This window comes from Gilvimarinus chinensis DSM 19667 (assembly GCF_000377745.1).
GTDB lineage: Bacteria > Pseudomonadota > Gammaproteobacteria > Pseudomonadales > Cellvibrionaceae > Gilvimarinus > Gilvimarinus chinensis.
Genome location: NZ_KB898710.1, coordinates 61,481 through 83,873, shown reverse-complemented (window position 1 = coordinate 83,873; position 22,393 = coordinate 61,481). Strand labels below are relative to the sequence as shown.

Below are 22,393 nucleotides of genomic sequence, written 5' to 3'. Positions count from 1 at the left end.
AAGAAATATCCGCTGCAACTGCTTATACCTTCCATTTGATATTGCAACCCAAGCTCGGACGTTGCGCAGGGTTTATCTCGCCGCCTTCGGCAAGTGCTCTGGCAGCCGCGAGCAAGTCAACACCATTTACTGGCTCATCGTTACCTGGGCGCGCACTGTCTATCTGGCCCCGGTAAACCAGCTTTCCCTCACCATTAAATAAATAAAAATCCGGCGTACAAGCGGCGTCAAAGGCCCGGGCCACGTCTTGAGATTCATCGTATAGATATGGAAAAGGGAAATTATGCTGAGCCGCAAAAGCGACCATTTTACTGGGAGCGTCATCAGGATGTTGAATAACATCATTTGAACTAATGGCCACTGAACCAACACCGAGCTTACTCAGCTCGAGCGCCATAGGCGAGAGGAAATCTGCAATATGCAAAACAAATGGGCAGTGGTTGCAGATGAACATCACCAGCAGCCCGTTCTGTTTTAGATTATCGTGTATATTATAAACATCGCCTGCACCATCCGGTAGCTTAACAGACGGCAACTCCGTACCTAGAGGCAACATGTTTGACGGGGTGCGAGCCATAAATCCTCCATTATTAAGATGTATGGCTATTTAACCTCGCTCAAGCTTCAATGTAAAACTGGCTTAACTGTCCGTATCACTCTGTTGAATCTGCTCTTCAATTTCTTCATAGCTGCCATGGCGAACATCCTCGCCTTTCACCAGATACACCACATACTGAGCGATGTTACGAGCATGGTCGCCAATACGCTCCAGCGCCCGTAGAGACCACATAATATTCAGCACACGAGTGATACTGCGCGGATCCTCAATCATGTAGGTGATCATTTCACGCATGGCGGTGGAGTATTCCATATCCACGGTACGGTCAGTTTGTACCACTTTAAGCGCCACATCGAGATCAAGGCGGGCAAAGGCGTCCAGAGAATCATGCAACATGCGTGATACATGGTTGCCAATATGGCGCATCTCTACATACCCACGCGGCGCGGCGCCATCGCGGCTCAGGGCGATCGCCTGGCGAGCGATTTTGCTCGCTTCATCACCGATACGCTCAAGGTCTGTAATGGCTTTAGTCACCGCAATCACCAAACGTAAATCACCTGCCGCGGGCTGGCGCTTGGCCAGAATACGCACACACTCTTCATCGATGGATACCTCCATCGAATTCACTTTACGATCGCCGTGCACGACTTGCTCAGCCTTTTCCAGGTCCACCTCGATCATCGCGGTGATGGCATCATTTACCTGGCGCTCGGCCATGCCGCCCATTTCCGCCAGGTGCGTTTTAATATCATCCAGCTCGATATTAAACTGCTGGGAGATGTGGTGAGTGTGACTGGTAATATCCATGGCCAATGTCTTCTACGTAAGTTATCGAGGTTAAAAAGTGCGCTAAGGCTTAGCCGTAGCGGCCGGTAATATAGTCTTCGGTTTGTTTTTCTGTTGGATTGGTAAACAAGGTATCTGTATCACCAAACTCAATCAAATCACCCATGTACATAAACGCGGTGTAATCAGAGACCCGTGCCGCCTGCTGCATATTATGGGTGACGATAACGATGGTGTACTTGTCTTTCAATTCGTAAATCAACTCTTCAATTTTTAAGGTTGAGATCGGATCCAGTGCGGATGCGGGCTCATCCAACAGGATGACTTCGGGCTCAATCGCAATCGCACGAGCAATCACCAAACGCTGTTGCTGCCCCCCCGACAAACCAAAGGCGTTGTCGTGCAGGCGATCTTTGACCTCGTCCCACAAAGCGGCGCCGCGCAGAGAATTTTCCACCACGGTATCCAGAGTGCGCTTTGATTTCACGCCCTGTAAACGCAACCCATAGGCGACATTTTCGTAAATCGACTTGGGAAATGGATTGGGCTTTTGAAACACCATTCCCACTTGTCGTCGCAGTTCGGCCACATCTACGCCCGGCGCGTAAATATCATCTTTATCTAACAGAATTTTGCCGTCAATCCGGCAACTATCCACCAAGTCGTTCATGCGATTAAAACAGCGCAGTAAAGTCGACTTACCACAACCGGATGGCCCAATAAACGCGGTTACCTTTTTCTCGGGAATATCCAAACTGATGTTATTCAGGGCCCGTTTTTCACCATAGTAAAGGTTAAGGTCAGAGACCTGCAGCTTAATCGTTTCATTTTCCATAGACATAGATTCAGTTTGTTCGTTGGGGCGCAAAGCCGCACCTGCGGGCGACTCAACAGCGGCGCGGTAGTTGGCAGCTTCCCTCGCCTTATCGGCGGCCGAGTGGTTTTCATCAACAGGGTTTTGGTTGCTAACGGCTTTGGTTTCTAACATGATTCAACTCCCGTTATCAATCAGACGCGCTGCGGTACTTTTCACGCAGACTGTTGCGAATTCGAATGGCGGTTAAGTTCAGCACAATAATCAGCAGCACCAGCGTGAGTGCAGTGGCGTAAACCAGCGGGCGGGCAGCTTCTACGTTGGGGCTTTGAAAACCCACATCGTAAATATGGAAACCCAAGTGCATGATTTTTTGGTCCAAGTGCAGATAGGGATAATTGCCATCAATGGGTAACGATGGTGCCAGCTTTACCACACCTACCAGCATCAGCGGGGCCACTTCACCGGCCGCGCGAGCAATCGCGAGAATAAGTCCGGTCATCATGGCCGGGGTCGCTAAGGGCACCACCACTTTCCACAGAGTTTCTGCTTTGGTAGCCCCCAAAGCTAAAGAGCCCTGACGAATGGTGGTAGGGATACGCGAAAGCCCTTCCTCCGTAGACACAATCACCACAGGCAGAGTTAAAAGTGCCAAGGTCAATGATGCCCAAAACAAGCCAGGAGTACCGAACGTGGGAGCGGGCAAAGACTCTGGGTAGAACAGCTCGTCGATGCTGCCGCCGAGAAAGTAAACAAAAAAGCCCAAGCCAAATACGCCATACACAATGGATGGCACACCTGCCAGGTTATAAACCGAGATACGAATTAACCGTAATACGGGCCCCTGTTTGGCGTATTCCCGTAGGTAAATCGCCGCCAACACACCAAATGGAGTAACGATTATCGACATAACCAGAACCATGGTCACGGTGCCAAAAATCGCCGGGAAAATACCACCTTCTGTGTTGGCTTCGCGGGGTTCGTCGGTTAAAAACTCCCAAAAGCGCTCAATATATTGTCCGAGCTTGGCAACCACACCTAACGCGTTAGGCGTGGTTATACGAACCACATTTTGTAGCGGTATGTTTACCTGAGTGCCAGATGCCACCTCCGCTACCAGTGTATCGCGACCCAGTTGACGATAGAGCTTATCTCGCTCACCTTTAACCTGAAGATACTGAGCATCCAGCTCGGCCTTGCGCGCAGCAAACTCAGCTTCGGCTTCAGCCAAAGCTGCCGAGTCTACCCCCTCTAATTCGAGACGACGACGATCTAAGCGCATACGCTCCAGCGCATGATTGATCCGACCAATATCGACTTTCTCAATATGGTTAATCTCTTCATGTAACTCGACACTACGCTCCACTCGTTCTTGCAGCTCATGCCAGAAGTTTTCATCAGAGGCGCTAAGCAATACTTTGCCATTTTCTTGCAACGCGACGGGAAATCCATAAAAACTCCCCCATTCTCTGCGCTCAATCACCATGGCATTTTCGGGATAGGCCCATTCGCCCATACCGGTTTCCATATACCAGTTAAAGTCTCGGCCGCTGACATCGCGGTTGCCCTGCTTTACCAGGTAGCGGGTTACTAACTCGACATCGTCAGGTACCGTGTAACCACCATCCCGAGCCACAGCGGCCGGAATGGTTTCAGAGCGCACTTTCTCACCCAAAATGGTATGCTCGGCACCGCTTTTATCGATGATAGTGGTCTGCATCACATCCGCAGGCCAAAAATGCCCGAAACCGCGAATCGCAATTAAACCGATCAGCCCTACTACCATCACCACACAAAGTGCCACTGCGCCGCCATTTAGCCAAATCCAGGGGGCGCCACTTTTAAACCAACTTTTCATTTGTGTCGTCTCCCCAATTACAGATTGCTGTAGCGTTTACGCAAGCGCTGGCGAATGATTTCTGCGCACGTATTAACGATAAATGTCAGCGTAAGCAGAACAATGGCAGCCAAAAACAGCACCCTAAAGTGTGTGCTATCAACCGCTGTCTCAGGTAATTCAACGGCGATATTGGCCGATAGTGTGCGCATACCTTCGAAAATATTGAAGTTCACCACGGGGCTGTTGCCGGTAGCCATAAGGACAATCATGGTTTCACCCACTGCGCGACCAAAGCCCATCATTACCGCCGAAAAAATACCGGGGCTGGCAGTAGGAAGAACTACGCCCACTACGGTTTGCCAGCGAGTTGCCCCCAGCGCCAAAGAGCCCTGAGTCAAATGGCGCGGCACATTGAAGATCGCATCTTCGGCAATTGAGAAAATAGTAGGAATGACAGCAAACCCCATAGCGATGCCCACCACAAGAGCATTGCGTTGATCGTAATCAATACCATTATCCGTAAACCATTGGCGCATACTGCCAGAGAAGAACCACACTTCGATAAAAGGGCTCAGTGCTACACACATCCAGCCGGTAAGCAGAATAGGCAGAATCAAAATCGCCGCCTCCCAACCTTCAGGGACTTGCGTGCGCACAGCTTGAGGTAAACGAGACCAGGCGTAGCCAACCAACACCATCATCAACGGCATAAAGATCAGAACGCTAAAGATCGCGGGCAGGTGATTTTCTAAAAACGGGGCCAACCAAAGTCCCGCCAAAAAGCCCAAAATAACTGTTGGCAACGCCTCCATGATTTCAATGGTCGGCTTCACTAACCCACGCATTTTAGGCGTCATAAAATAAGCGGTATACAGCGCGCCCATAATACCCAGTGGGATAGCAAACAGCATGGCAAAAAAGGCAGCTTTGAGCGTGCCCAAAGATAAAGGCACAAGGCTCATTTTCGATTCAAATTCATCGCCACCGGAGGAAGCCTGCCACACGTACTCAGGGCCGCTGCGACCTTCGTACCAGACTTTTTGCCATAATGAGCTGAAAGAAATTTCTGGATGCTCGTTCCACACATCCATTACCTGAACTTGGTTTGATGCATCCAACAGCAGCATCTTACGGTTAATAGGCGATATAGCGATATTCTCAACGCCGTGGTCGCTGACGTTTTCCACCATCAAAGTGCGAGCGGCCGTGCCGTGATAGACACCAATATTGCCCGAACTGTCGCCTACCCAGAAGCCGCGCCGGGCGTATTCAGGGGTAATCGTAGTGACCGCAGAGGAAAGAGACTCGAAATCGCGCACAGGTTGCACGTGATAAATATTTTTCGGATCTCGTACCAACAACCATTGGCTCACATTGCCGCTTTCGGTGCCGATGACCAACGACCCAGTGCCCACCAAAAAGCGCATGGCAGTAATCTGGCCACGCTCAGTTGCAACAGTTTCAGTTAGAGCGGGTTCGCCACGATCAGAGACCGCATAAAGATGCAGGTTGGCTTGATCGTCGGCCACCACTAAATGACTTGCGGTTTTATCCACCTCAAGCAACACCGGTGTAACACCGCTGGGTAACGGCGGCAACACCTCTACCTTACCCGTAGTGGTTACTTCACCGGTCATTAAATTTTCACGGGCCGAATAGCGCCCTAGCAACAAACGACCGTCTGCGGTAGCCGCAGCAATTACAAAACCGCGTTGCGTCGCTTGTACCGCGATGTGTGACAGCTCACGGCCCTGCTCATCAAACTGCAGGGGGGCTTGGCCTAATGGGTATTCAAGCTGAGGGGTGATTTTGCGCTGGTCATTGGGGTAACTTAAGCGGTAACTCAGCTGCGTCAACACCAGCTGGCCGTTACTGTATCCATAGGCCAGCAGCGCTTCACCTGGGGTACTCAGGCCCAAGGCTGTCTGCTTCGCTCCCGCCGGAGCGGCCACGTTGTAATCCGCCTGTTCTTGACCGCTGTCGGCAAGAAAGAAACTTACCCCATCAGCGGTAACCTTGGCTCCCAGCTCCTCGTAGCGTTCAAGAATTAAATGCTGGACGTCAGTGTCTGCTCCCGTTGCGCTAACCGGATAGGACTCCCGTAATTCAACGTCCGCATCTTTTAACAGGGGCACTACTTCAGAAAACAGATAGAAAAAAATTAATCCCAGCGCGCCCACCACGGCCAAGCCAGCAGTAGCCACCCCCCAGTGCGAGAAGCGGTCTTTAAGTCTGCGAACGTTGCGCAACCGGGCCCGTTCACGTGCATTGGGCATAAGGCTCTCGCCGGCCTGGGGTGCGGGAGTCGTGTCACTCATTGCCTGAAAATCCTGATGAAAAAATTAGGTGCTCGCTGCTGTCGGCCGCTTAAACCCTTTGCGATTTATGCTTGGCAACCTTGCCAGCAGCGATCTAAGACAAATTTAGCGGCGGCTACAGAGCACACCGCCATTCGCGTGGTTAAAGGCCCAGCTCGTTAGTCACACGCTCGGCAACCTTCGCTGGCAAGGGAATATAGCCATCACGTACTACCACTTCCTGTCCTTGCTTAGAAATCACCATTTTCAGGAACTCAGCCTGCATTGGATCCAGGGGGCGGTTGGGGTGCTTATTAATGTAAACGTAAAGGAATCGGGCCATTGGGTAACTGCCATCAGCGGCGTGTTCGGCGTCGGCCGGTGCATAAGGCTGGCCTTCTTCAGCAGCCAAAGGAAGCGCACGAACGCTAGAAGTTACATAACCAATACCAGAGTAGCCAATACCGTTAATAGACTCACTCACACCCTGCACTACCGATGCTGAACCAGGCTGCTCGTTAATGCTTGCTTTATAGTCGCCCCCACACAGTGCGACATCCTTAAAAAAGCCATACGTCCCAGACACGGCATTGCGGCTGTACATGGTGAAATCACGATTGGCCCAAGCCCCATCCAAGCCCACCTGCCCCCAACGGGTAATGTCTTCGCCATAACCACAACGGCGAGTGGCGGAGAAAATGGCATCCACTTCCGCCATTGTCAGGCCTTCAATTGGGTTATCTTTATTCACGTACACTGCTACCACATCAATCGCAACAGGAACAGCGGTTGGCTTGTAACCAAAATGTGCTTCAAAAGCCTGAATTTCTGAGGCTTTCATTTCTCGGCTCATTGGGCCGAAGTTAGCAGTGCCTTCGGTGAGCGCTGGTGGCGCGGTAGATGAGCCAGCGCCTTGGATCTGAATATTAACGTTGGGGTAAAACTTGGCGAATTCTTCCGCCCATAACGTCATCAGGTTATTAAGGGTGTCAGAGCCAATGCTATTGACGTTTCCAGACACACCAGAGGTGGCAGTGTATTCAGGTAAGTTGGGGTCCACATCGGCAAATACAGCCGAACACATCATTGAACCGGCAAGGGCTAAACCGCGAAAAATCTTACTGGCTTTCATCGTGCGCTCCTATTGGATAATTTCGCTAAAATCTTAAACTCCGGCGCACTCTATCGAGCCTATATGACAATTATGTGACAAGCTGTAAAGAAAATGTCACAAAAAATACACATTCAAAAAATAGCCTTGCAATAAACACGAAAGGCGGCCGAAGCCGCCTTAAAAACTCAGTGTAAAAACATCAACTTACATATACAGGGCCCATACCCGAACCCCATACAATAACCGTAGCGACCATAACCACTACAGCCAACACCAAACCTACAGTAATAACTGAACTGGCGTATACAAAACCTCGCTCCTTGGGAATATTCATCAATATTGGAATGCCCTCATAAATCAAATAAATCGAGTAGCACGCCGCCAGAATAAATACCCCAGCCACTAACCAGAGCTCAGGAAATAAGAGTACGAAGCCAGCCAGCATCATAGGTGTAGCTGAATAAACGGCTAAAGCAGTGCCCTCGTAGTGGCGACGTGAATCTTCGTCGGTCACCCCAAAACTGTGGCTCATCCAATTAATGTATTCTCCCAGGATATACACCGCCACGAGTTGCGCAAGATAGGCAAAACCGCAAAGGATCAAGGCACTGTCGGAAGTAAGCTTAACCACTCCCCCGCTGCCAATGCTCCAGCCCTGTTGCGTTACCCCAAAAAAAGCACACACCACAGGAATTAATGCTAAAAGTGGTACATGTGTCCAATAGACCTTAAAAAAGCTTTGGTCTTCATTACGTATACGCTGCCATTCGCGGTCAGGGTTGGTGAAGATACCAAACGTGTGTTGGAACATTGCCATACTACTTCTCCTACAGCTGTTTTTATTATTCAGTGGATCTGCAGGATTTACGATAACAAGTGGCGCCACAGGGCAACAAATAAGATATTGCTATATGGATACTGAACGCTAAACGTACAAAGAAATATAAGTCATAACGGGTGTTACCCCGTTACTTAACCACTCGCAAACTGGGTCGTTTTTCCTCATCACCTTCCGGCTTTGGAGGCTCTGGCGGGGTCGGTGGTTCAGGCTCAGCATCAAACACCATGCCCTGGCCATTCTCACGAGCATAAATACCTAACACGGCGTAAGAGGGAATAAAGAGGTCTCGGGGAATACCGCCAAACCTCGCGCTAAAGGCAATATGCTCTTGAGACAAATCCAAACCTACCACCGAGGCAGGTGATATGTTCAAAACGATCTGGCCATCTTTATTGACATGTTCCTGAGGCACTTCCACCCCAGTTGCCCGCGCATTAACCAAGATATAAGGCGTACAGGCATTGTCTACAATCCACTCATACAAAGCACGGATCATATAGGGGCGACTTGAACTCATCGGCATAAAGCGCTCCTGAAGTCGAGTAAAGAAAAACGGGGCCAAGCCCCGTCGTAGAAACTAAGCTTGCGGACGCATTTCCTTCTCAGGCTCAGTCAAGCTTTGTTGGAAGGACTCACGCGAGAATAAACGCTCCATGTATTGCTGTAAGGGCAAGCTCTGACGGGTACTTGGCAACTCAATACCTAAAGAATTCAAGCGCCACAAAATGGGCCCCAAACAACAGTCTACAATGGTGAACTCCTCGCTCATAAAGAAAGGCATCTCGGCAAAGATAGGAGCAATTGTCAGCAAACTGTCTTTTAATTCCTTACGTGCATGCTCAACTTGCTCAGCCTCACCACCTTGCACGATAGCATCAACCATCGGCGCCCAATCTCGCTCCAGGCGGTACATCCACAGGCGACTTTGCGCCCTGGCTACCGGGTAAACCGGCAGCAGCGGCGGATGAGGGAAACGCTCATCCAAATACTCCATGATTACTTTTGACTCGTACAGAGACAGATCACGATCCACGAGAGTTGGCAGCGTATTGTACGGATTCAAGTCGGCTAACTCGCGGGGCTTGTTCGCCGAATCTCCTTCAACCATGTCCACCGAAACACCTTTTTCGGCAAGAACAATACGCACACGATGGCTGTAATGATCTGTAGGGTCAGAATAAAAAATCATGGATGAGCGCTTAGTCACAACACCCATTAAGTCACCTCAGTAGTCAATAGTAATGGGAGCGGGCTAACAGGCCCGCTCTAAGATCAATGAATACCTTTCCAGTATTCACGGTTTAACAAGTAGGTAAAGACAAACAATACACACAAAAACAGCAGAACAAACACACCTATGCGCTTGCGATCTAACTGGGAGGGCTCAGCCACATACTCCAAAAAGTTCACCAGATCATAGATAGCACGATCAAACTCTTCGGTACTCATAGTGCCTTTTATGTCGCCTTCAACAAGCGCACCACAATGCTCATCCATGACCAAGTTACCCAAATTGTCACGTTCGGCGTTACCATGGCCATCTAGTGCAGGACCCGCGCCACACTCATGCAGCCCCTGAAGCTCGAGCATCACGTGAGGCATACCCACGTTAGCAAAAACGCGGTTGTTTACCCCTAAAGGACGCGACTCATCTTTATAAAAGTTGCGCAGGTAGGTATACAGCCACTCAGGAGAACGAGAGCGAGCCACCAGGGTTAAGTCCGGCGGGGCCGCACCAAACCACTTTTTGCCCTGCTCTTTGGTCATGGCGTTTTCCATCAAATCGCCGATACGGCGCTCACCAAAAACCAGATTGTCCATCATTACATCTTGGGGGATACCCAGATCATCGGCCACACGACCGTAGCGAGAGAATTTCGCCGAGTGACACCCCATGCAGTAGTTGACGAAATACTTGGCGCCGCGCTGCAGCGACGCTTTGTTTTCCAAATCTGGCTCCATGGTGTCACAGGGGATAGAACCGCAGGCAAAGTGGCTTTCAGCACCAACGGCTTTGATGGGCACCACGACCAGAATAGCGAAGAGCACAAAGCCACCTAAGGTCAGGTGCAGGGGCAAGCCCTTCATACGAACACGCTCAGGCTCTGGCTCAGTTTTCTCGCGCTTAGTCCAGAACGGCATGCCAATGAAATAGGCGAAGTACAAAATAGTACATACCTGAGACAAGATGGTGCGACCCGGAGTTGGGGCTTTCACACCGAGATAACCCAGAATCACAAAGGCCGCGGCGAACACAATCAGCGCTACACGGCTGAAATTACCTTTGTAGCGCATGGACTTAACCGGGCTCTTATCCAACCAAGGCAGCACAAACAAGATGGCAATCGCGGCCCCCATGGCAATCAGACCCAAGAACTTGGAACTCAGAGGCCCAATATCGAAGGTGACTGCACGCAAAATGGCGTAGAAAGGCGTGAAGTACCAAACAGGTGCAATATGCTCAGGGGTCTTCAGGTTATTCGCTTCTTCAAAGTTAGCGTACTCCAGGAAGAAACCACCCATCTCCGGCATAAAGAACAGCACGAAACAGAAAACAAACAGGAAGACAGACACGCCCACCAGATCATGCACCGTGTAGAAGGGGTGGAAAGCCACGCCGTCTTTAGGTACACCGTTTTCATCTTTGTTCTTTTTGATCTCGATACCGTCTGGGTTGTTCGAGCCGACTTCGTGCAGCGCCAAGAGATGCAGCACTACCAGCCCCAAGAGAACAATCGGCAGCGCAACAACGTGCAACGCGAAGAAACGGTTTAGGGTAATACCCGAAATCAGGTAGTCACCGCGCACCCATTCAACCAGGGAGTCGCCCACCACAGGAATCGCACCTGCAAGCGATACAATCACCTGCGCACCCCAGTAAGACATCTGCCCCCAGGGCAGCACATACCCCATAAAGGCTTCGGCCATCAGCACCAGGTAAATGGTCATACCGAAGATCCACACCAGCTCGCGAGGCGCCTTATAAGAGCCATACATTAAACCGCGGAACATGTGCAGATACACCACGACAAAGAAGGCGGAAGCCCCTGTGGAGTGCATATAGCGGAGAATCCAGCCATAGTCCACATCACGCATGATGTACTCTACCGAAGCAAACGCTTCCTCGGCGCTGGGCGTGTAATTCATGGTCAGCCAGATACCGGTTAATAGCTGGTTTACCAGCACCAGAATCGACAAAACCCCAAAGAAATACCAGAAATTAAAGTTTTTCGGCGCATAGTATTTACCCATGTGGGTATCCCAGGCGCGCTGCACCGGCAGGCGGGCATCAACCCAATTCCAAAGACCTTTCATCCAGTTCATGTTATGCCTCCTGATCCACGCCGATGGTTACCAGACTGTCGCTGTCGTACCTGTGGGGAGGCACTTGTAAATTGATTGGAGCAGGGACGCCTTTAAACACCCGACCCGCCAAATCGAATTTAGAACCGTGGCAGGGGCAGAAAAAACCACCCTGCCAAATATCTCCGCCCAGGTCCGCCGCACCAACTTCCGGACGAAACATCGGCGCACACCCTAAGTGAGTACATAACCCAAGCAGAATCAGAACTTCAGGCTTAATAGAGCGAGTGTGATTGGTCGCGTAAGCAGGCTGCTGGGGCTCTTCCGAGTTGGGATCACGCACCAGATCATCCGTTTTTGCGAGATTCTCAAGAGCCTCTTCCGTGCGACGCACGATATAAACCGGCTTCCCGCGCCACTCAACGGTAATCATAGCGCCTGGCTCAATTTTACTGATATTGACTTGTACCGGTGCACCTGCAGCTTTCGCTTTGGCGCTCGGGTTCCAAGACCCGACAAACGGAACGGCAGCGCCCACTGCACCTATAGCGCCCACAACAGTAGTGGCACCAGTGAGTACACGGCGGCGTGTTTTGTTGACAACGTCATTGCTCATGACGGTTTCTCCCCTAACAGCATCGACGGCTAAAAATCACTGAATTTCAAATATTTAGATGGATCTTATTGTCTTAAAAAATTGCCCAATCTTAATGAAAATGCGCGCCCGTTACAAGGAAAAGGGCGCAAGCCCGCGTCTCACAAGGGCTCGCAGACAGACGCGACCTAGTAACCAAAATAATAGATACAAAAAAAGCGCCCAAGGTAAACCAGGGCGCTTTTCTCTGTTCTGCTGCACAGCAGCAACAATCCCAATTAACGCTTGGAGAATTGTGGCTTCTTACGTGCTTTGCGCAGACCGACTTTCTTACGCTCAACTTCACGCGAATCGCGGGTTACATAACCCTCGGCACGCAGCGGCTGACGCAATGTTTCATCGTACTCCATCAGAGCGCGAGTCAGGCCGTGGCGAATAGCACCCGCCTGACCAAAACTACCACCACCGGCAACGGTGGCTTTAACGTCGAATTTTTCTGTCAGATCAGTGAGCTCCAGCGGCTGACGCACAACCATCTGTGCAACTTCGCGACCGAAATACTGATCCAGCGGACGACCATTAATGGTGATTGTACCAGTGCCTGGAGTAATGAACACTCGAGCGGTCGAGGTCTTACGACGGCCGGTACCGTAATATTGAGTAACTGCCATAATCAGCTTTCCGTTTAGATGTTAAGTTCTTGCGGCTGCTGAGCAGTGTGCGGATGCTCACTACCTGCGTACACTTTCAACTTGTTGAACATAGCGCGACCGAGAGGACCACGTGGCAGCATGCCTTTTACAGCAGACTGAATCACACGCTCTGGAGCCTTATCGATCAGCTTCTCAAAGCTAATAGACTTGATGCCACCGATATAGCCGGTGTGACGATAGTACATCTTGTCAGTAGCTTTGCGCCCGGTCACAGCAACTTTCTCTGCGTTAATAACTACAATGTAGTCACCGGTGTCAACATGCGGGGTGTACTCAGGTTTGTGCTTTCCGCGCAGACGAGTAGCGATCTCGGCAGCCATACGGCCCAGAGTCTTACCTTCTGCATCTATGACGAACCAATCGCGAACGACCGATTCTGCTTTAGCACTATATGTCTTCATGTTATACCTGCCTACTAGGTGGTGCTTCCCACAAAAGAGCGCGAATACTACATAAGCGCCGACTTCTTTTCAACCACTTTTTGCACTTTTTTTATCCATCCTGCAGCGCGTAAAAACACCGGCCGCAAGTTGCACCTATTAAGGCTTGTGCGGCCGCCCCAAATACTCCCGGCTGCGCATCTCAAGCAGGCGGCTGGCGGTGCGCTCAAACTCAAATCCCAAACGCCCGCCGCCGTAAAGAGACTCCAGAGGCATTTGCGCTGACACCACCAACTTGACGTGGCGATCATAGAACTCATCCACCATATTGATAAAGCGTCGGGCCTGATCGTCCTTATCGCCCCCCAATAAAGGCACGTTGGCAATTAGCACTGAGTGAAACTCTCTCGCCAATTCAATATAATCATTTTGTGAGCGAGGCCCATCGCATAACGCATCAAACTCAAACCACGCCACATCGTCGGCCACACAGCGCGCCTTGATAATACGCCCTTCCACTTCAAGCTCAACGTTAACTCGATGCTTTGCACCTGCCGGAGCCAGGCTTTCAAACGCACTGGCGAGGGATTGCTCCGCCACCTCACCTAACGGGCTGTAATATAGCTCGGCCTGCTCAAGGGCTCGCAAGCGATAATCAACACCGCCGTCCACGTTCACGACTTTAGTGTACTTTTGCAGCAAAGCGATCGCAGGCAAAAAGCGCTCGCGCTGCAAACCGTCTTTATACAACCCAGAAGGCTCGATATTGGAGGTAGCCACCAGAGTCACGCCACGACGGAACAACCCCTCCAACAAGCCGGCCAAAATCATCGCATCAGTGATGTCACTCACAAAAAATTCGTCGAAACAAATAACTCGCGCCTCGCCTGCTATGTTCGCGGCCACCTGCTCCAGGGGGTTTTTCTGGCCCGCCAGCTGCTTTAACTCACCGTGCACCCGACGCATGAAACGGTGAAAGTGAGCCCGCATTTTGGCCTCAAACGGCAGGCTTTCGTAGAAGTTATCCATCAAATAGGTTTTGCCGCGCCCAACGCCCCCCCAGAAATACAAACCCCGCACCGGTTCACGCTGCCCCCTGCCGCGCAACCTCTTCCAGAGACTCGGCTGCTTTGGCGTCTCTGCCAGCGCTTCATAAAGAGCCTGAAGCTCTGCAACAGCCTGCTCCTGAGAGGCGTCCGAGTGAAAGCCTGGCAACTCAAGATCTCGTTCATAGCGCTGCCTGGGAGATAGCAGCCCCCCTGATAACTCTTTGCTCACAGCAGCCCCCGCACAGGGCATTGCTGATTTATATCATCTGTCAACAACTGCTTTAACTCCACCAATTGGCCGTGAAAAAAATGGCCCGTAGCGGGAAAGGCGTGATAGCGTATTTCGCCCGACAATCCGCCTACCCACTGCCTTACCTCTGATTCTTCGACGCGCTCATCCGCTTCCCCCTGCAGAATACTGAGCGGAGCGGGAAATGCGCCACCGGACTCGAAATCGTAGCGCGGCACAGGAGGTGCCACCAAACACAGGTGCGCCGTATTAACCTGATAACTGGCTCGCGCCGCAACAGATGAACCAAACGAGAATCCAGCCAAGAACGGTCTTGCCTGCGGGCGCGCCACCAACCCTGCCCTTAATACCGCCAGCATATCATCCAGCTCACCAACCGCATGATCGTGCTCACCAGTACTTCGCCCCACTCCGCGAAAGTTAAAACGCAGCACATCAACCCCCAACTCTCGATAGCTGCGCATTAATGTTGTCACCACTTTATTATCCATGGTGCCCCCATGCAGAGGGTGGGGATGGGCAATGACTGCAAAGGTGTTGCAAGCCCGGTAAGCGCCGTCTTTACTCCCGAGGTCCACAGCAACTTCCAGAGTGCCCACAGGCCCATCAAGCAACACTTTAGTCGCCGATAAAAACAGATCTTTCATATTCGATAATTTAACAGGGGCCATATATCATCTACTTGCGCCCTGCACCTCTCTTTAGTGGCCAAAAGGCCGTATAATAATGGTAAGGGCCTGCTAACGCATCAGGCTCGTACGTTGAGCGGTCTATATCAGGAGAGTTTTTGTGTTTTCATTAGTTACGATCATTGTTGCAGTACTGGTTTCACTATTGGTCGGATGTGCAGCAGGCTATATTCTCTCACGCAATGGCAGCGGCGGCGGTCGTAACGCCGAGATGCAAAAGCGCCTACAAGAAGCAGAACAGGCACTGGATCTTTATCAACGCGACGTCACCGAACATTTCGCTCGCACTACGGAGCTGGTCCACAGCCTTAATGAAAGCTATCGGGATATGCATGAGCACTTAGCCACCAGCGCCCTGAAGCTCAGCACGCCTGAAATTAGCCGTCAATTGCTGGCCGATGCTGAACACCAACTGCCGGGTGGCAATGAAAGCATTGAGCACGCAAAAGTTGAAGCGCCACGCGACTGGGCCCCGAAACGTGAAGGCCACAAGGGTACTTTAAGCGAAGACTACGATTTAGAGACAAGCGAAACCGCCAGCGCCGACTCTGATCCCCATACTCGCAGCCAACACAACTCATAAAAACAGCTGGAGAGCGCATGCCCCGCCTTACCAGAGCGTTGCAATTTTTCGCTTGGCCCGTCGTGGCAGGGCTAGTAATTGCGCTATTAGTTTTTGCATTATTTCCAGATTTGCTGCCCGAGGGCAGCAACAACCCGGTTACGACCCGACACACCACAGGGACCACTCTCTCTTACGCTGACGCCGTCAACAAAGCGGCGAACTCAGTAGTCAACATCTATTCGCGCAAAGTTATTGAAACTCGCCGCCACCCCTTAGCCAATCACCCGCTGTACGAACAACTGTATCGCAATCCCAGCCAGCAAAAACGGGTACAATCAGCACTTGGCTCGGGGGTTATTGTCAGCGAGGAGGGCTATCTGCTCACCAACAATCACGTTATTGACGGTGCGGACGAGATTTTAGTGTTGCTGCACGACGGTCGTCGTGCCGGGGCGACGTTTATTGGCAACGACCCGGAAAGCGATTTGGCCGTACTGAAAATCGAGCTGGACAACCTCACCCCCATCAACCTGGGCAACCCCAAAGCTGCCCGTGTGGGCGATGTGGTATTGGCGATTGGCAACCCTTTTGGGGTTGGGCAAACCGTCACCCAAGGGATTGTCAGCGCGCTAAGCCGCTATGGCTTGGGCTTGAGCGTTTACGAAAATTATATTCAGACCGACGCTGCCATTAACCCGGGGAATTCCGGCGGCGCGCTGATCGACACTCAGGGCAACCTGCTGGGCATTAACGCAGCGATTATTTTTGATACGGTGGGCATTGGCTTTGCGGTACCCGTTGACGATGCCATGGACTCGCTCAACGACATTATTAAATATGGCCGCGTAGTTCGGGGCTGGCTGGGGCTCACCGTCGAACGCTTAAGCGATACGCAACTGCAGGAGCTGGGCATACCCAGCAACACTCCCGGCGTATTGGTAACCGATGTAAGCCATAATCAGCCCGCGCATATTGCAGGCATTCAACGTGGTGACCTATTAACGCACATTAACGGCCAGCCTATTGGTACCGAGCGCCAGGGCCTGAATGAAGTCGCCGAGCTCGACCCGGGAACCAAGGTGACCGTCCGCGTATTACGCCCCAAACTTAACGCCCAACCCGAGCAACTTGAGCTTGAGGTAACTGTGGCCGAACGGCCGATAGACAGCAGCGTTAGAACTTAAAGTCTGTCGCTCACTTGCGTGAGCGACTCACCAGCAGCAACGAACGCTTAAACGCTGCGCTGCCGCACCGCCTCAAACAAACAAATGCCGGTCGCCACCGAAACATTTAAACTGCTGACTGTGCCCACCATGGGTATTTTAATTAACTCGTCACAGGTTTCACGGGTCAAGCGGCGTAAACCTTCCCCCTCTGCCCCCATGACCAATGCCACCGCACCGGTCAGGTCACTCGCAAAAACCGTTGCCGTCGCCTCTCCTGCCGCGCCTTTTACCCATACCCCTCGTGCTTTAAGCTTTTCCAGCGTGCGCGCTAAGTTCGTCACAGGAATAAAAGGCACCACCTCGGCCGCACCGCAAGCCACCTTGCGTGCCGTCGGGTTTAATCCCGCGGCGTTGTCTTTAGGCGCAATCACAGCATCAACCCCGGCGGCGTCCGCCGAACGCAAACAGGCACCCAGGTTATGCGGGTCTGTTACACCGTCTAACACTAACAACAACGGTGCGTAATCGAGCGAATCGAGCAGCTCATACAGATAAGCTTCATCGTGGGTTTTGCCGGGCCGCGCCTGCGCAATCACGCCCTGGTGATTCGCATCGGCCGCCAACGCGTCCATTTTTTTACGCGATGCCTCTTGAACTGAAATCCCATTCTGCCGGGCCAACTGCAAGATTTTTTGCAACTTTTGATCGGTGCGCCCCTGCAGCACCATTAAGGTTAATACACGCTGAGGGGCACTTTTTAAAATGGCTTGTACAGCGTGCAAACCATAGAGAATATCATTTTTGCTCACGGCTCTTCTCTTTTGACGTCTTGCTCAACTTCAGGCGCGCCTCCGGCGTATTTGTCACACCAAAAAAGCATGGCATTAGTCCTGCGGAGGCTTCTTTTTAAATCGCGCCAGCGCCTTCTTAACCCCAGCTGCTGCTTGCGCAAATACAGATCGGCTTTTTTCCGCTGGCTGTGTTTGCGCCGATCGAACTGACGAATCCTGCGCCGAGCGATGAACTTGCGCGCCGGTTTCAGAGCCATGTTTCGGTTTCCTTTTACGTGGAGTGGGCAAATTGGCTTTGTTTTGCCGTGACTTGTGGGTACCACTCGCGGATTTAGCGCCAGGCTTTTTCGCCTTTTTGGCACCTGAGGATTTAGCCCCCTTTTTGCCAGACTTACCGCCTGTAGGCGGTAAAGGTGCGCGACTACGGCGAGCATTCTTTACGCTTTCAAGCTCAAAATCTATTTTCCGCTCATCAAGGCTTACACGCACCACGCGCACGCTTAACTCATCACCCAAGCCAAACACCTGGCGTGTGCGCTCACCCACCAAACGATGCTTCGCCGGGTCAAAGCGGTAGTAATCCTGCGGCAAAGCAGTCACGTGAACAAGACCTTCAACGTAGATATCCACCAACTCAACGAAGATACCAAAGCCTGTTACCGAGGCCACAACGCCATCAAAAACATCACCAACTTTATCTTGCAGATATTCGCACTTGAGCCAACTCACCACATCTCGTGAGGCTTCATCGGCGCGACGCTCGGCAAGAGAGGAGTGCTCCCCTAACGAAATCATATCCGCAACACTGTACGGGTAGATTTTATTGGCCGGTATGGGCTTCACGCCATCCACCCGAACAACATGGGTAGACGCCTGATCAGAGCGGATCACCGAACGAATCGCGCGATGCACTAATAAATCGGGATAGCGGCGAATGGGTGAGGTGAAATGAGCGTAGGCGTCGTAACCCAAACCAAAATGGCCATCGTTTTCCACCTGATACACGGCTTGACGCAAGCTGCGCAGCATCACCGTTTGAATCATATTGGCATCGCCACGCCCGCTAATGGCCGCCATCAGCGCCTGATAATCCGCCGAGGTTGGCTCTTCCCCGCCGCTCAAGCCCAAACCGAGCTCAGCAAGAAACTCACGCAGGTTTTCGAGCTTTTCAGCGGTTGGCCCCTGATGCACCCGATACAGAGAAGTCAGATCATGCTGCTCTAAAAAGCGCGCGGCGCACACGTTGGCGCACAGCATGCACTCTTCAATAATTTTGTGCGCATCGTTACGCCTTACCGGCACGATTTCATCAATTTTACGCTCGTCGTTGAAGACAATGCGTGTTTCAACGGTTTCAAAGTCGATGGCACCACGCTCACTTCGAGCCTCGCGCAAGCTCTGATAAAGCTCGTGCAATATCTCAAGCTCGCCCATACGCTCAGACAAAGACTCGACAACCGCGGCGTCACCGGCCAAAGCCGCGCCCACCTGGTTGTACGTCAGACGCGCATGAGAGTGAATAATGCCTTCGTAGAATTTGTACCCGCTAACCTGCCCGGCCTGGCTGATGGTCATTTCGCACACCATCACCAACCTGTCCACCTGCGGGTTCAGGGAGCACAAACCATTGGAGATTTTTTCCGGCAGCATGGGCACCACATGATCCGGGAAGTACACGCTGGTCGCGCGACGCACGGCGTCGCCGTCTAAGCCGGTATTCGGGCGCACATAGTGAGAGACATCCGCAATCGCCACAAACAAACGCCAACCGCCGCCTTTCTTACGCTGGCAGAGCACAGCATCGTCAAAGTCGCGAGCGTCTTCACCGTCGATGGTTACAAAAGGCAAATCACGTAAGTCCACTCGGCCGGACTTATCGGCTTCGGCCACTTCGGCCGGCAGAGCCTCGGCTTCGCTCAGCGCTTCGTGGCTCCACTGATTGGGAATGCCGTGGGACTCGATGGCAAGTTCAATTTCCATGCCCGGCGCCATATGATCGCCCAGCACCTGAATCACTCGCCCCTGCGGTGGCCGCTGTTTTTCTGGCTGACGTGTTAACTCTACCACTACAATTTGCCCAGACCGTGCACCCAGCTCATCGCCCTGGGCAATCATAATATCCTGGGTAACGCGCGGATTTTCCGGGCTTAGGAATTGTACGCCGTCTTCTTTAATAAAACGCCCGGCTAAGGTTTTGGTATTGCGGTTGAGCACTTCGATAATCGCGCCTTCTTCGCGGCCGCGATAGTTCTCGCCTTGCAGGCGCACCAGCACTTCATCGCCATCAAAGACTTTACGCATTTGCCGATTGTGCAGGTAAATGTCGTCGCCGCCCTCTACCGGGATGGCAAAACCATAACCGTCACGGTGGCCCTGAACTCGCGCTCGGATAACATCCAACAGATTCACAGGAGCAAAAGCACCTCGACGATTGCTGATCAGCTGGCCATCCCGAGCCATGGCAATCAGACGTCGACGCAGCGCTTCGATATCGTCTTCGTCGTTCAACTCCAGCAACTGGGCGACTTGCGGATGGGTGCATGGCCCAGGCTGTCGGTCGAGCAGCTCCAGAATCAGCTCGCGGCTGGGAATGGGGTTTTCGTATTTTTGCGCTTCGCGGTCGGCAAACGGGTCAGAAGGTGGACCTTGGCGTTTACTCAAAAGATGGGCTCCATAATGCCGGGAAATGTAAACTCATTCGACATTATAGGGTATATGATCTCTATTTGTATGCTCAAGAATTCTCAACACCTTACCCAAAAAGCGTTAACTGAAGGGCATTTTCCGCTTCATACATTATAAAATTCGCAACAGCGTTCACGGATAAACACATAACGAACTGGCGCACTCAAGACCACCCTTGGTAGCCATCAGTTTGACCCACCCCATTACTATCGCAGCAGGCACTTGCGTATAAGTTAGCGTAGGCAGAGTCGAACCCAAGACAAGAAAAGCAGTTTTCACTGCCATTAAAAATCCACCTTTTAAAAGGCCCCTCGCCCAGCCCCATCTCAATAAAAAAGATGACGCACTCAGTATTTGGTGTCGAGACGTTGTGTACTAAACTCACCGCACACCCACAATAATTCTTGAGGTACAGCTTGAGCCACGCCATCTTAGCTATTGATCAGGGCACCACCAGCAGTCGGGCAATCGTATTTTCGTGCGACGGAAAAATACTCGCCAGCGCCCAGCGTGAGTTTGAACAACACTTTCCCGCCGACGGCTGGGTGGAACACGACCCATTGGAAATTTGGCAGGTGACCAGTCAGGTTTGCTGTGATGCCCTGGCGCAACTGGAGTCAGACCAAGCGGTGGCAGGGATAGGCATTACCAACCAGCGTGAAACCACCGTGGTGTGGGATAAGACCAGCGGCGAACCCATTTACCCAGCCATTGTCTGGCAGGACAGGCGCACCGCCGGTAGCTGCCGCAAGCTACGGGACAAGGGTTATGAGGACTTACTGCGTGAACGCACGGGCCTGCTGCTGGACCCCTACTTTTCTGCCACCAAGCTCGCCTGGATTTTGGATAAAGTGGAAGGCGCCCGCGAACGCGCAACGCTCGGCGAGCTGGCGTTTGGCACCATCGATAGCTGGTTAATTTGGAAATTTACCAACGGCCAAGTACACGCCACCGATGCCACCAACGCCTGTCGCACCGCGCTGTTCAACATTCACAAACAAACGTGGGACGATGAGCTGCTCAAACTGTTTAATATTCCCGACCAGATGCTGCCCGAGGTTCTCGATTGCGCCGCCGACTTTGGCACAGCAACCGAAGGGCTGGCAGGCCGTCAACTGCCTATCGCTGGCGTAGCGGGTGACCAACACGCCGCCATGATCGGCCAGGCCTGCTTTAAACCAGGCATGATTAAAAGCACCTATGGCACGGGCTGCTTTGCTTTGATGCACACCGGCGATAACCCGCAAAGCTCGGCCAACCGACTGCTCACCACCCTGGCCTATCGTATAAACGGTAAGCCCCAGTACGCGCTGGAGGGCTCCATTTTTATCGCTGGCGCCGCAGTGCAATGGCTGCGCGACAAGCTAGGAATGATTCAAGAGGCGGCAGAAACCGAGGCTTTGGCCGCGAGCCTCGATGGAAACCACGGGGTCTATTTAGTGCCGGCCTTTACGGGCTTGGGCGCGCCGCATTGGGAGCCGGATGCTCGCGCGGTTATTTGTGGCTTAACCCGCAACAGCGGGCGGGCTGAAATAGCGCGAGCCGCCCTTGAGTCCGTGTGCTACCAAACCCACGACCTTCTCACCGCCATGGAGAAAGACGCCGGCCAAGCCAGTCAGACTCTGCGAGTAGACGGCGGGATGATCGCCAACAATTGGCTGTTACAAGCCCTGGCCGACATTACCGGTACGCGGGTGGAGCGCCCAGACATCATCGAAACCACCGCACTCGGTGCCGCACAGCTTGCCGCTTTGCAATTAGGGGTTTTCGCACACCTTGACGATGTTGCCGCCAACTGGTCCCTGGAAAAAAGCACCGAACCCTGCATCAATGCAGAAAGCCGCACACTTTTACTCGCGGGCTGGCGTGTCGCCGTGCACAAAAGCCTGGCCGAATAAAATTGACACCTGGCCCAGAGGTTATTAGAGACAAAAACGCCGTGGAATTAACCAC

20 protein-coding genes are annotated in these 22,393 nt (G+C 52.2%); 3 read left to right on the top strand and 17 right to left on the bottom strand.

All coding sequences use genetic code 11. The annotated features are described in order from the left end of the window. Window positions 1–22: 22 nt before the first annotated feature. The 15 genes from D568_RS0113850 to D568_RS0113780 all read right to left on the bottom strand — a co-directional run bounded on the left by D568_RS0113850 (window position 23) and on the right by D568_RS0113780 (window position 15,215). Entirely contained in the window at window positions 23–577 is a 555-nt protein-coding gene (locus D568_RS0113850) for a thioredoxin family protein (RefSeq protein ID WP_020210207.1), read from the bottom strand. Window positions 578–640: 63 nt separating this feature from the next. Beyond that, on the bottom strand, window positions 641–1,369 hold the full coding sequence (phoU, locus tag D568_RS0113845; RefSeq protein WP_020210206.1) for a phosphate signaling complex protein PhoU: 729 nt from the start codon (window positions 1,367–1,369) through the stop codon (window positions 641–643). Between the two features lie 49 nt (window positions 1,370–1,418). Next, window positions 1,419–2,189: a phosphate ABC transporter ATP-binding protein PstB gene (gene pstB / locus D568_RS0113840; protein WP_245551642.1), complete on the bottom strand. Its 771-nt coding sequence runs from the start codon at window positions 2,187–2,189 to the stop codon at window positions 1,419–1,421. Between the two features lie 163 nt (window positions 2,190–2,352). Next, window positions 2,353–4,020: a phosphate ABC transporter permease PstA gene (gene pstA / locus D568_RS0113835; RefSeq protein ID WP_020210204.1), complete on the bottom strand. Its 1,668-nt coding sequence runs from the start codon at window positions 4,018–4,020 to the stop codon at window positions 2,353–2,355. A gap of 17 nt (window positions 4,021–4,037) precedes the next feature. Continuing rightward, a complete protein-coding gene (locus D568_RS0113830) occupies window positions 4,038–6,320 on the bottom strand; it encodes an ABC transporter permease subunit (protein WP_020210203.1) in 2,283 nt (760 codons plus the stop codon). A 142-nt stretch (window positions 6,321–6,462) separates the two neighbouring features. Continuing rightward, entirely contained in the window at window positions 6,463–7,431 is a 969-nt protein-coding gene (locus D568_RS0113825; protein WP_020210202.1) for a PstS family phosphate ABC transporter substrate-binding protein, read from the bottom strand. A 181-nt stretch (window positions 7,432–7,612) separates the two neighbouring features. Further along, window positions 7,613–8,230, bottom strand: coding sequence for a Yip1 family protein (locus tag D568_RS0113820; protein WP_020210201.1), 618 nt, complete (start codon window positions 8,228–8,230; stop codon window positions 7,613–7,615). A gap of 151 nt (window positions 8,231–8,381) precedes the next feature. Next, window positions 8,382–8,777: a ClpXP protease specificity-enhancing factor gene (locus D568_RS0113815; RefSeq protein WP_020210200.1), complete on the bottom strand. Its 396-nt coding sequence runs from the start codon at window positions 8,775–8,777 to the stop codon at window positions 8,382–8,384. 54 nt (window positions 8,778–8,831) lie between these two features. Then, complete coding sequence (locus tag D568_RS0113810) at window positions 8,832–9,470, bottom strand: glutathione S-transferase N-terminal domain-containing protein (protein ID WP_020210199.1); 639 nt, start codon at window positions 9,468–9,470, stop codon at window positions 8,832–8,834. A gap of 56 nt (window positions 9,471–9,526) precedes the next feature. Further along, complete coding sequence (locus D568_RS0113805) at window positions 9,527–11,578, bottom strand: ubiquinol-cytochrome c reductase (RefSeq protein ID WP_020210198.1); 2,052 nt, start codon at window positions 11,576–11,578, stop codon at window positions 9,527–9,529. Window position 11,579: 1 nt separating this feature from the next. Then, complete coding sequence (petA, locus tag D568_RS0113800; protein ID WP_020210197.1) at window positions 11,580–12,173, bottom strand: ubiquinol-cytochrome c reductase iron-sulfur subunit; 594 nt, start codon at window positions 12,171–12,173, stop codon at window positions 11,580–11,582. 257 nt (window positions 12,174–12,430) lie between these two features. Next, window positions 12,431–12,823 (bottom strand): 30S ribosomal protein S9, encoded by a 393-nt coding sequence (gene rpsI / locus D568_RS0113795; protein ID WP_020210196.1) that lies wholly within the window; start codon window positions 12,821–12,823, stop codon window positions 12,431–12,433. Window positions 12,824–12,837: 14 nt separating this feature from the next. After that, a complete protein-coding gene (gene rplM / locus D568_RS0113790) occupies window positions 12,838–13,266 on the bottom strand; it encodes a 50S ribosomal protein L13 (RefSeq protein WP_020210195.1) in 429 nt (142 codons plus the stop codon). A 138-nt stretch (window positions 13,267–13,404) separates the two neighbouring features. Continuing rightward, window positions 13,405–14,544, bottom strand: a complete 1,140-nt coding sequence (gene zapE, locus D568_RS0113785) for a cell division protein ZapE (protein ID WP_051084065.1) — start codon at window positions 14,542–14,544, stop codon at window positions 13,405–13,407. Beyond that, window positions 14,520–15,215: an alpha/beta hydrolase gene (locus D568_RS0113780; RefSeq protein ID WP_020210193.1), complete on the bottom strand. Its 696-nt coding sequence runs from the start codon at window positions 15,213–15,215 to the stop codon at window positions 14,520–14,522. Before D568_RS0113780 ends, zapE begins: the two co-directional genes overlap by 25 nt. Before the next feature lie 118 nt (window positions 15,216–15,333). Here D568_RS0113780 and D568_RS20210 point away from each other — a divergent pair, with 118 nt between their 5' ends. Further along, complete coding sequence (locus tag D568_RS20210; RefSeq protein WP_020210192.1) at window positions 15,334–15,816, top strand: Z-ring associated ZapG family protein; 483 nt, start codon at window positions 15,334–15,336, stop codon at window positions 15,814–15,816. A 17-nt stretch (window positions 15,817–15,833) separates the two neighbouring features. Continuing rightward, the gene (locus D568_RS0113770) at window positions 15,834–16,982 is read left to right on the top strand and encodes a trypsin-like peptidase domain-containing protein (RefSeq protein ID WP_020210191.1); all 1,149 of its coding nucleotides are present in this window, start codon (window positions 15,834–15,836) and stop codon (window positions 16,980–16,982) included. Window positions 16,983–17,029: 47 nt separating this feature from the next. Here the strand turns inward: D568_RS0113770 and rlmB are convergent, their stop codons facing one another. Together rlmB and rnr are read right to left on the bottom strand one after the other, a co-directional pair. Further along, a complete protein-coding gene (gene rlmB, locus D568_RS0113765; RefSeq protein WP_020210190.1) occupies window positions 17,030–17,773 on the bottom strand; it encodes a 23S rRNA (guanosine(2251)-2'-O)-methyltransferase RlmB in 744 nt (247 codons plus the stop codon). Between the two features lie 75 nt (window positions 17,774–17,848). Further along, window positions 17,849–20,416 carry a ribonuclease R gene (gene rnr / locus D568_RS0113760; protein WP_020210189.1) on the bottom strand — a complete coding sequence of 856 codons (2,568 nt, stop codon included), beginning with the start codon at window positions 20,414–20,416 and terminating at the stop codon, window positions 17,849–17,851. Between the two features lie 440 nt (window positions 20,417–20,856). Between rnr and glpK the strand changes: the two genes are divergently transcribed. Beyond that, window positions 20,857–22,338, top strand: coding sequence for a glycerol kinase GlpK (gene glpK / locus D568_RS0113755; RefSeq protein WP_020210188.1), 1,482 nt, complete (start codon window positions 20,857–20,859; stop codon window positions 22,336–22,338). Window positions 22,339–22,393: the final 55 nt, after the last annotated feature.

Bases quoted from the DNA above. Each gene is read 5' to 3' on its own strand.
- D568_RS0113825 (WP_020210202.1), bottom strand. From the start codon at position 7,431: ATGAAAGCCAGTAAGATTTTTCGCGGTTTAGCCCTTGCCGGTTCAATG.
- zapE (WP_051084065.1), bottom strand. From the start codon at position 14,544: ATGCCCTGTGCGGGGGCTGCTGTGAGCAAAGAGTTATCAGGGGGGCTG.
- rpsI (WP_020210196.1), bottom strand. From the start codon at position 12,823: ATGGCAGTTACTCAATATTACGGTACCGGCCGTCGTAAGACCTCGACC.
- petA (WP_020210197.1), bottom strand. From the start codon at position 12,173: ATGAGCAATGACGTTGTCAACAAAACACGCCGCCGTGTACTCACTGGT.
- D568_RS0113830 (WP_020210203.1), bottom strand. From the start codon at position 6,320: ATGAGTGACACGACTCCCGCACCCCAGGCCGGCGAGAGCCTTATGCCC.
- D568_RS0113805 (WP_020210198.1), bottom strand. From the start codon at position 11,578: ATGAACTGGATGAAAGGTCTTTGGAATTGGGTTGATGCCCGCCTGCCG.
- D568_RS0113810 (WP_020210199.1), bottom strand. From the start codon at position 9,470: ATGGGTGTTGTGACTAAGCGCTCATCCATGATTTTTTATTCTGACCCT.
- phoU (WP_020210206.1), bottom strand. From the start codon at position 1,369: ATGGATATTACCAGTCACACTCACCACATCTCCCAGCAGTTTAATATC.
- D568_RS0113780 (WP_020210193.1), bottom strand. From the start codon at position 15,215: ATGGCCCCTGTTAAATTATCGAATATGAAAGATCTGTTTTTATCGGCG.
- D568_RS0113815 (WP_020210200.1), bottom strand. From the start codon at position 8,777: ATGCCGATGAGTTCAAGTCGCCCCTATATGATCCGTGCTTTGTATGAG.
- D568_RS0113820 (WP_020210201.1), bottom strand. From the start codon at position 8,230: ATGGCAATGTTCCAACACACGTTTGGTATCTTCACCAACCCTGACCGC.
- rplM (WP_020210195.1), bottom strand. From the start codon at position 13,266: ATGAAGACATATAGTGCTAAAGCAGAATCGGTCGTTCGCGATTGGTTC.
- D568_RS0113770 (WP_020210191.1), top strand. From the start codon at position 15,834: ATGCCCCGCCTTACCAGAGCGTTGCAATTTTTCGCTTGGCCCGTCGTG.
- pstA (WP_020210204.1), bottom strand. From the start codon at position 4,020: ATGAAAAGTTGGTTTAAAAGTGGCGCCCCCTGGATTTGGCTAAATGGC.
- D568_RS0113850 (WP_020210207.1), bottom strand. From the start codon at position 577: ATGGCTCGCACCCCGTCAAACATGTTGCCTCTAGGTACGGAGTTGCCG.
- pstB (WP_245551642.1), bottom strand. From the start codon at position 2,189: ATGTCTATGGAAAATGAAACGATTAAGCTGCAGGTCTCTGACCTTAAC.